At 63.6% G+C, this 8,884-nt stretch carries 8 protein-coding genes and 1 tRNA gene; 3 read left to right on the top strand and 6 right to left on the bottom strand.

Annotation, left to right across the window (positions count from 1 at the left end):
• The 3 genes from EN964_RS15615 to EN964_RS38585 all read left to right on the top strand — a co-directional run.
• On the top strand, positions 1-1,072 hold a 1,072-nt coding region (locus EN964_RS15615), incomplete at its 5' end, for a M20 aminoacylase family protein (protein WP_164775829.1).
• An 83-nt stretch (positions 1,073-1,155) separates the two neighbouring features.
• Positions 1,156-1,232 (top strand) — tRNA-Arg (locus EN964_RS15620).
• Positions 1,233-1,757: 525 nt separating this feature from the next.
• Positions 1,758-3,458 carry a hypothetical protein gene (locus EN964_RS38585; protein WP_236383416.1) on the top strand — a complete coding sequence of 567 codons (1,701 nt, stop codon included), beginning with the start codon at positions 1,758-1,760 and terminating at the stop codon, positions 3,456-3,458.
• A gap of 267 nt (positions 3,459-3,725) precedes the next feature.
• Here EN964_RS38585 and EN964_RS37700 read toward each other — a convergent pair whose 3' ends face one another.
• The 6 genes from EN964_RS37700 to EN964_RS15655 all read right to left on the bottom strand — a co-directional run.
• Entirely contained in the window at positions 3,726-3,920 is a 195-nt protein-coding gene (locus tag EN964_RS37700) for a hypothetical protein (protein ID WP_164750860.1), read from the bottom strand.
• Positions 3,921-4,345: 425 nt separating this feature from the next.
• Positions 4,346-4,699, bottom strand: coding sequence for a cupin domain-containing protein (locus EN964_RS15635; protein ID WP_127266678.1), 354 nt, complete (start codon positions 4,697-4,699; stop codon positions 4,346-4,348).
• 340 nt (positions 4,700-5,039) lie between these two features.
• Positions 5,040-5,933 carry a sugar phosphate isomerase/epimerase gene (locus EN964_RS15640; RefSeq protein WP_127266679.1) on the bottom strand — a complete coding sequence of 298 codons (894 nt, stop codon included), beginning with the start codon at positions 5,931-5,933 and terminating at the stop codon, positions 5,040-5,042.
• 97 nt (positions 5,934-6,030) lie between these two features.
• Positions 6,031-6,969, bottom strand: coding sequence for an ABC transporter substrate-binding protein (locus EN964_RS15645; protein ID WP_027038073.1), 939 nt, complete (start codon positions 6,967-6,969; stop codon positions 6,031-6,033).
• Positions 6,970-7,045: 76 nt separating this feature from the next.
• On the bottom strand, positions 7,046-8,044 hold the full coding sequence (locus EN964_RS15650; RefSeq protein ID WP_127266680.1) for a ribose ABC transporter permease: 999 nt from the start codon (positions 8,042-8,044) through the stop codon (positions 7,046-7,048).
• The coding region (locus EN964_RS15655; RefSeq protein WP_164775830.1) for an ATP-binding cassette domain-containing protein at positions 8,041-8,884 on the bottom strand (844 nt) is incomplete at its 5' end. The genes EN964_RS15655 and EN964_RS15650, both read right to left, overlap by 4 nt.

Genomic DNA, 8,884 nt, shown 5'->3' on the forward strand with positions numbered 1-8,884 from the left:
CTTCAAGACCGCCGCCTTCGTCACCGAGAAGCTGAAGGCTTTCGGCTGCGACGATGTGGTCACCGGCCTCGGCAAGACCGGCGTCGTCGGCGTCATCCGCGGCCGCCAGGGCGAAGGCCCCACCATCGGCCTGCGCGCCGATATGGACGCGCTGCCGCTCAACGAGATCACAGGCAAATCCTACGCCTCGACCATCCCCGGCAAGATGCACGCCTGCGGCCATGACGGCCACACGGCGATGCTGCTGGGCGCGGCCAAATACCTCGCCGAGACGCGCAACTTCACCGGTTCCGTGGCGGTGATCTTCCAGCCGGCCGAAGAGGGCGGCGGCGGCGGCAACGAGATGGTCAAGGACGGCATGATGGAGCGTTTCGACATCTCAAGGGTGTTCGGCATGCACAACATGCCGGGCCTGCCCGTCGGGCAGTTCGCCATCCGCCCGGGCCCGATCATGGCGGCGACCGCCGAGTTCACCATCACCGTGCGCGGCAAGGGCGGCCACGCGGCGATGCCGCACGGCACGATCGACCCGATCGTCATCACCAGCCAACTGGTCGGCGCCTTGCAGACGATCGCCTCGCGCAGCACCGATCCGGTCGAGGCCGTGGTGGTGTCGGTGACCAAGTTCCACGCCGGTGACGCCTACAACATCATCCCCGAAACCGCTGAAATCGCCGGCACCGTGCGCACCTTGCGCAAGGAGATCGCCAAGAAGTCCGAAGAGCGCATCCGCAGCATATGCGACGGGCTGGCGACCGCGTTCGGGGCAAAGATCGAGGTCGACTACCAGGCAAATTATCCCGTGACCTTCAACCACGCGGAAGAGACGGTGTTTGCCGGTGATGTCGCGATGAGTGTCGCCGGCGACGCCCATGTCCACCGCGGCATCCAGCCGGTGATGGGCGGCGAGGATTTCTCCTACATGCTCGAAGCCCGCCCCGGCGCCTTCATCTTCATCGGCAATGGCGACACCGCCGGTCTCCACAACCCGGCCTACGACTTCAACGACGAGGTCATCCCGCACGGCATGAGCTACTGGGTGAAACTGGCGGAAACCGCGCTGGCCGCCTGACGACGGCAGCGCAAAGCCGGCCGAATTGCCATCGGCCGGCCTCTTGGCGAAACGATCCGAAGCGGCTATGTGTCTGGCCGCGTGGTCCCGTAGCTCAGTAGGATAGAGCGGCAGATTCCTAATCTGTAGGTCACAGGTTCGATTCCTGTCGGGATCACCACGCATTTTCACCAGCTTAGCAACTGACGTCGTACTTTTCGCGAAACAGTACGACGAATTCTAATTTCGCCGGGAATGCATCGCCGAACAATCCAGCTTCGCTCCGAAGAGCGGGCACTACAATGGCCCTTTTGTCTGGCCGAAGGCTGCCGGCAGGATCATTGCGAGGTGATGGTTGACCGTGGTGCGCTGTGACCTAGCTTAAGTTCATGATGGACAGTCAAGAGCCGGGAAGTGGCTTGTCCGCACCGGCGAACTCTCGCGAGGTTGATATGCAGAGGCGCAAATCGGCGTCTCAGGGCCCCGCATGTGTCCTTGGTCGGGCATTGCCCGCCAAGGAATATCAACTGCGGCGATCTATCAGCGCGCGACCGGCGCCCCGCCATCCGCAACAATTCGCAAGTACCAGAAGGATCCCGACGAAAGCGACGTTTCGAGGGCGGTAAGCCTTGGCCAAAACCAAGGCGGATGACCAGACATCGCTTTACGAACTTGACGATACACCCCAGAACGCACGGGCACGGCAATGCCAAATTATCTTGCCGAAATGTATGCAAACGACGTAAATTTGGCCATTCTGATCGCAGTGGTGACGCTTGCATCGGTGGGCGTCTATCTTGTGCTCCGGCGTATCCTTGCCGCGGTGCGACGACGCCGCCTTGCAGCGTTTGACGAAGGCAGATCCGGTATCGCCGACGAGGCTTCTTGGGAATGGGAAAGCCCGGCCGGACTTGTCGCCGGACCTGCTTCTTCCAAGGCTGCCAACCCCTTGCATGCGGTCGGCCTGGATGTTCGGGCTCAAAATACCAACTACTCTCGGTTCGGAGTGCGAATCGAGCATTTCGCCGCGACATCCGAACCCAGCGGGAGCTCGTTAGTGACCGGTGCTCCTGCACCGAACAGTGTGCAGTCTGGCCGGCTTGCAGCATCCATCAGCGCGATCGCGGAACGTGGGAAGCGGATTTGCGGGTCGGCATGGGACCAATTGCGCCATAGAGCTTCACCGCCAAAAATTGCTCCGTTGGCCTATGCTGCGGATCGCGGTTTGAATTTCACAGCGCAGATGGGAGATCCCGACCCGGCCATGGCGCCTGCCTCAAACCCTGTCGTTCGCAGGCCGATCGTTCTTGTATCGCGCTTGGGTCTCGCCGCCATTTGTCTGGCCGCGCCGATTGGCTATGCGATGACGAGACAAATCTGGGTCGAAAGCGCTTCCGCCATCTCGCAAACCCAAGACCAGGCCCATCGAGCCCTTTCGCGCCCGTTAGGACCTCAGGCGAGTGCCGAATTGCTTGGCCCGGATCTCACGGCTAACCAGGCGCAAGCCGGCACGGATCGTGCTCAGGCTGCCGCTGCGAGACAATTGGCCGACCAGGAGCACCGGGCGGCGGAAGGCGAGCGTACCAGGAGCGCCGCTCTGCAGGGAGCGCTCCTCGAGGCGAGCAAGCAGATCCACACGCTGAGGGCAAGCATGGCAGCTGCCGATGACGCGCGCGAGGAGCGGTTGCGCAATGAACTCGCGGCGGCCCGCACTCTTGACGCGTTGCGGCGCATTGCGGGAGATGCCCGCACGATGCTGAGCGAGGCCACCAGCTATGTCCTTGAGGAGATGCCCGCTGCTCATCTCGAGCAGGAGCAGGCCCAAAGGCAGGCGCGCGATTTATCGCAAGCGCGCGTCCAAATTGAACAGCTTCAGACCGAGGCCGCCGAGGATCGCGCCACGGCCAAGGCTTCACTGGCGCAGGCGAGCGGCATGCTCGACGACGAACGCCGGAAGGCGGAGCTGCTTCGTGGCGATCTCGCCGAAGCGAAACTGGCCAATGCCGCACTCATGAAGCGTACGGCCGCGGCTGAGCAGGAACGGACCGACGCGGTCACAGCGAGACAACAGGTGGAGCGGACCGCAGCTGACACGGAGCGAACGCTCGCACGAGAACGCGCTGCAGCAGCAGCGGCCGTTGAGGAGTTGAAAGAAGCTCGCGTCGAGCGCCAGGCGGCTGAACTGGAGCGAGCCAAAGCAGTCTCAGCGAAAGAGCGTGCCGAGCAGGCCGCAACCGAGACGGCACAGGCTCTGGCACGGGAACGTACTACAGCTGTCATGAATCGTGAGGATCTCGACAGAGCACGCATCGAGCGCGAAGCCGCCGCCCAAGCTCTTTTGGTGCGTGTCGCTAAGCTTCAGGAGGCTCTGGACGAGCAACGCGAGGCCGCACATAGTCGATGCTGACCTCGATAGGGGCCGAGATCGTCGCCCGACTCAACTGATGTACGACGCCCGCGCTGGCGACGCGCACGCTGGTCGCCCCAAACGGAGCGGCGGCCGACTCGATGGCATCATGGCAGGCCCGAACGACTTTATCCGGGACGCCCGGCAACGCCTCGGTTCGGCTGACTGTTGATTGAGTGTTGCTGTCGCTGGGAGGCTGGAGAGCGGCCGGCAGGTCGAGCGACTGTCCGCCCCTTGCGGACGCAACAGCAGTAGCGGTGGCCGGACCTACCGTCCCCGGGGCTGCCGCAGTGCCGCTTGTGCTGGTCTCGCCGTCGTCCGCCGACGAACTGGAGCCGCCGGGGTCATCGCCAGTCCCTTTCTGCGAGCCGCCGTGGTTGCCGCCGGCGTCATGACCTCCGCCGCCACCATGGCCACCAGAACCATGGCCGCCGTTGCCATGCCCTCCGCCTTGCTGACCACCGGTTGCAGCTCCTGCGCAAACTACGGCGATCGAGCAAGCTAAGACGAAATACGCACAGGTGAATCCACGCGATTGACGCACGACGACCTCCATGGATGCGTCGGTCCAACCGTCTTTCCGCGGCGTGCAGTCAGAACGGCCGAACCGCCGCTGCCCCCGAGGCAACCTAGCGATTGCCGCGCCCCCGAAAGAACTAGGGGATCGATCCGGTGTATCAAGGATATTTGGCTGGTAAGCGCCGATGAGAGATCGCTTGGCTGGCGAGTGCCGTATCATTCACGTCGAGGCCGACCGTGGATGACGCCGCAGACGCCTTCATGACCCAATGACCGGAGTCCGGGGAGTGGCCTGGCCGAGGCCCGGGCGAATGCAGAGATCAGCTCCGCCATGGCGAACCATGGCGGGCCAGACGGATCACCCCGCCTCAGCCAACCCTGACGACAAAATGCTTCGTCACCGGCTCGATGATCTTCCAGGTTCCCTTGAAATCGGCTTCCACCACGAAGGCATCGCCGGGACCGACCTCGACCGGTGTGCCGCCGTCCGGCGTGATGATGATGCGGCCGGCGATCATGTGCACGAACTCGTAGTCGGTATAGGTCGCGTGGTAGGTACCGGGCGTCGCGCGCCAGGTGCCCGACAGCACCTTGCCGTCCTCGGTCGTGTGCTGGACGGCGGTTTGCATGGTCGGCTTGCCCTCGACGACGATCCAGCCAGCCAGATCGCCGGCGTCCGCGTGTTCGACGGTGCCGAATTTGAGGATTGTCTCGCGTGTCATGTGCTGGGCTCCGTTTGGTGGATTGCGTGGCGTTGTTTGCCTGGCCGGTCAAATAACCGATGCACCTGCCGCGAGCAATGCCGGCGCCATACGGCCGGCACCTTGGCTGACGGTGCATCAAACAAAAAACCCGCCTGTGCGGCGGGTCACTGGCGCAAATCAGCACCATAAGCAAATATGTACCATAGCTGAGGTCACCGAGTCAAGAAAAAATTCCTATCTCGGAAAAACTGGCGGCACAAAAGCTACCAACACCGGCTACCACGAGGCTTTTTGTTAATCTGAGTTCGGAGCCCTGCCCTGCGGCGCACGCCGCGTCCTTCGGCTCTCGACGGGCGGGTCAGGGTTTGTGCCGCGCCGAGACGAGTTCCGCCTTGCGCCTTGCCGTCTCCATTCCCAGACCGATGAAAGCACGCGCGTGCTTGGCCAGCGCCATGTTGTCCGTCCAGAGATTGCGCCAGATCGCGGTCTTCTTCGACAGGTTCTCATCGACGATTTCCGAAGAGAAGGATTCGAAGCTGAGGTCGTCGCTGTAGCCGATAGCAGTCAGCGCATCGAAGATCGCGGCGAAATCGATATTGCCGGTGCCGAGGAAGCCGCGATGGCTTTCGCCGATATGGACATAGCCGATCTTATCGGCGGCATGACGGATGGCCAGCCCGACATCGGCCTCCTCGATGTTCATGTGGAAGGTGTCGAGATGCAGGAAGATGTTGTCCGAGCCTGTGTCCTCGATGAAGGCCAGCCCTTGCGCGGCGGTGTTGAGCAGATTGCTTTCGAAGCGGTTGACGATCTCGAGGTTGAGCGTGACGCCGGCCGCCTTGGCTGTCTCGGCAACCTTGGCCAGCGTGCCGGCACTGCGCTGCCATTGAGCGCGCGTCGGCGCCTCGACCTGCAATCCGTGGCTGGTCGAGAGAATGCCGGCGACCTTCCGGCCGCCGAGATCGCGCGTCAGCGCGATGGTGTCGTTGAGGATTTCGACGCCGCGCGCGGCAATCGCCTTGTCGGCGCTCGAAATGTCGCCATCAGCAGGCAATCCGATGCTGATCGCGACGCCGAGGCCAAGATCGGCGATGCGCCTGGCAAGCCCGCCGATGTCGACATTGGCGGGATCGAGATAGGAGAATTCGATGAGGTCGAAGCCGGCCTCCCTGGTGTTGGCCAGCGTGCGCTCGAGATCGGCCTGGGCCGAGCCCGCCGACCAGACGAAAGAATGGATTCCAATACGCGACATCATCGTCTCCGGTGCTGCGCATCGACCCCATTGGGGAACCGATGCCTGGACAAGACGTGCGGCCGGGTGATCCCGGCCGCACGCTGCTGAGGGACGTTTAGCGGGCCGCGGTCCAGCCCTTGTAGTCCTTCAGGTTCTCGGCCGTGATCAGCTTCGGGTCGAGCAGCACGGTCGGCTCCGCCGGCTTCTTGCCGGCCAGCAGTTCGGCCGCCATCGTCAGTGACTGGCCGGCCATCACGTAAGGATCCTGCGAGGCCGAGGCCTTGATCATCGAGGTGCCGGAGGAGAGTTCCTTCTCGATATCGGGCGCGCCGTCGACGGCGGTGAAGATGAATTCCGAACGGTTGAGCTGCTTGGCCGCAAGCTGGGCGCCGATCGCCGTCGGGTCATTGATGGCAAACACCGCATCGATCTTGTCGAAGCGGGTGAGCAGCGACTGGAACACCTTCAGGCCGCCGTCGCGCGAGCCTTCGGCATTCTGGTCGTCGGAGAGGATCTTGATGTCGGGATGCTGCGCCAGCACGTTCTTGCAGCCCTTCACCCGCTCCAGGATCGAGGACGATGCCGGTCCGTTGAGGATGACGTAGTCGCCCTTGCCGCCGGTGTGGTCGACCAGGTACTGGCAGGCCTCTTCGCCGGCCTTGACGTTGTTGGTCATCACGGTGACGTCGGCGCCCGGCGCCGAAACGTCGAAGGCGGCAACGACGATACCCGCGGCTTGCGCCTTCTTCACCGCCGGCGCGATCGCCTTGGCGTCGACGGCATTGAGCATGATCACGTCGACGCCGGCGGCGATGAACGAATCGACCTGCGAGACCTGCTTGTTGAGGTCATAGTCGGCCGATACCGAGGTCACCTCGACCTTCGGGTTGATCTTCTTGGCCGCGTCCTCGATGCCCTTGATGGTGGCGACGAAGAAGGGATTGCCGAGCAGGCCGACCGAGATACCGACCTTGTTGAGGTCCTTGGCCGAAGCAGGCGCGATGGCGAGCGACGCGAGTGCGACGCCGCAGAGCAGTTTGGCGATGGTCTTCATTGCTTTCCTCCGATTGCCCCGCGCCTCTCACGGTGCGTTACACAAACCGGTCGTTGACGCCGGCGACTAAGGTCAATCACGTTCTTGCTCCTGCCTGGAGCCTGTAGCGGTCGAGGGCGACCGCCACGATGATGACCAATCCCTTGATGATGTACTGCCAGATGTCGGAGACACCGGCCAAGATGAGCCCATTGGAGAGCACCGCGATGATCAGGCCGCCGATCAGCGTACCCCAGATCGAGCCGACGCCGCCGACGAAGCTGGTGCCGCCGAGGATGACCGCAGCAATGGCGTCGAGTTCGTAGGATTGCCCGAGCTGCAAGCCGTTGGCTGCGTAGAGCCGGGCCGCCGACATGGCGCCGCCAAGACCGGCCAGCAGGCCGGAAACGCCATAGACGAAGAGCAGCACCAGCGGCACCTTGATACCGGTCAGCCGCGCCGCTTCGGCATTGCCGCCGACGGCATAGATCCAGGTGCCGAGCACGGTGCGCTTGAGCACCAGCCAGGACAGCACCACCACCGACAGCGCGATGATGACCAGCCACGGAATGCCGAACAGCGAACCGTTGCCGATGAAATCGAACGGCAGGTCCGAGTTGAACACCGTGGTGTCCTGGCCGAGCAGGCGGGCGACACCGCGCACCGCGGTCAGCGAACCCAGCGTGACGATGAAGGGCGGCAGCTTGATGTAGGCGATGAGCAGCCCGTTGATGAGGCCGAAGCCGAGGCCGACCAGAATGGCCGCCGGCACGCCGAGCAAACCCCAGTCCGGCACCAGCGACACCATCACCGCCACCATCGCCGATGCGGCGAGGATGGCGCCGACGGACAGGTCGATACCGCCGGTCAAGATGACGAAGGTCATGCCGGCCGCCAACACGATGTTGATCGACGACTGCTGGGTGACGATCAGAAGATTGGTCTCGGTCAGGAAGCGCGGGTTCAGGAACTGGAAGCCGGCCGCCAGCAGGATCAGCACCGGCAGCATGCCGAGGGCAGCGAAAGCCGTGCGCAAACGTCGGCTTGTGCCGGTGGCCTGGCCGCCTGCGCTGATCTCGGTCGCCTTGTCGGTCATTGCTGAGCCGCTCCTGTTGCAAGTTCCATGATTTTCTCCTGGCTTAGCGGTTCGCCTTGCGATGCCGTCACCTCGCCCGATATCGTACCGTCGCGCATCACCAGCACGCGGTCGGCGACGCCGATCACCTCGGGCAGTTCGCTGGAGATCATCAGGATGGCAATGCCCTGTTTGGCGAGATTGTCGATCAGCCGGTAGATTTCCGATTTCGCCCCGACATCGACGCCGCGGGTCGGCTCGTCCAGGATGACGACCTTCGGCTCGGTTTCGAGCAGGCGGGCGAGCAGCACCTTCTGCTGGTTGCCGCCCGACAGCGAGCCGGCATTGGCCTGCACCGAACTGGTGCGGATGGAGAGATCGGCAACAGCCTTGGAAGCGCGCCTTTCGGCGGTCGCGAAGTCGCGCAAGCCGCCGGCGCGCGAATCCCGCGCCAGCACGCCCATGCTGATGTTGTCGGAAATCGACATGTCGAGGAACAGGCCAAGTTCCTTGCGGTCCTCGGTCAGATAGGCGATGCCGGCATCGAGCGCCTCGCGCGGCGAGCCGATGGAGATCGTTTTGCCGTCGAGTTCCAGCGTGCCTGACACGCGCCTGTCGGCGCCGAAGATCAGCCGCGCAAGCTCGGTACGGCCGGAGCCGACCAGACCCGCCAGCGCCAGCACCTCGCCCTTGTGCAGGTCGAACGAACAGTTTTTCAGGAGACGGCCGTCGGACATGCCACGCACCGAGAGCGCCACCGCGCGCTTTTCGTCCGGCGGCCGATGATCCTTCTTGTAGAAAGCCGACAGATCGCGGCCGACCATCATCGACACCAGGCGCGAGGCGCTGAGGTCGGCACGC

Origin of the sequence: Mesorhizobium sp. M7A.F.Ca.CA.001.10.2.1, from assembly GCF_003998575.1 — a bacterium.
Taxonomy (GTDB): Bacteria; Pseudomonadota; Alphaproteobacteria; order Rhizobiales; family Rhizobiaceae; genus Mesorhizobium.

Bases quoted from the DNA above. Each gene is read 5' to 3' on its own strand.
- EN964_RS38585 (WP_236383416.1), top strand. From the start codon at position 1,758: ATGCCAAATTATCTTGCCGAAATGTATGCAAACGACGTAAATTTGGCC.
- EN964_RS15635 (WP_127266678.1), bottom strand. From the start codon at position 4,699: ATGACACGCGAGACAATCCTCAAATTCGGCACCGTCGAACACGCGGAC.
- EN964_RS15640 (WP_127266679.1), bottom strand. From the start codon at position 5,933: ATGTCGCGTATTGGAATCCATTCTTTCGTCTGGTCGGCGGGCTCGGCC.
- EN964_RS15645 (WP_027038073.1), bottom strand. From the start codon at position 6,969: ATGAAGACCATCGCCAAACTGCTCTGCGGCGTCGCACTCGCGTCGCTC.
- EN964_RS15650 (WP_127266680.1), bottom strand. From the start codon at position 8,044: ATGACCGACAAGGCGACCGAGATCAGCGCAGGCGGCCAGGCCACCGGC.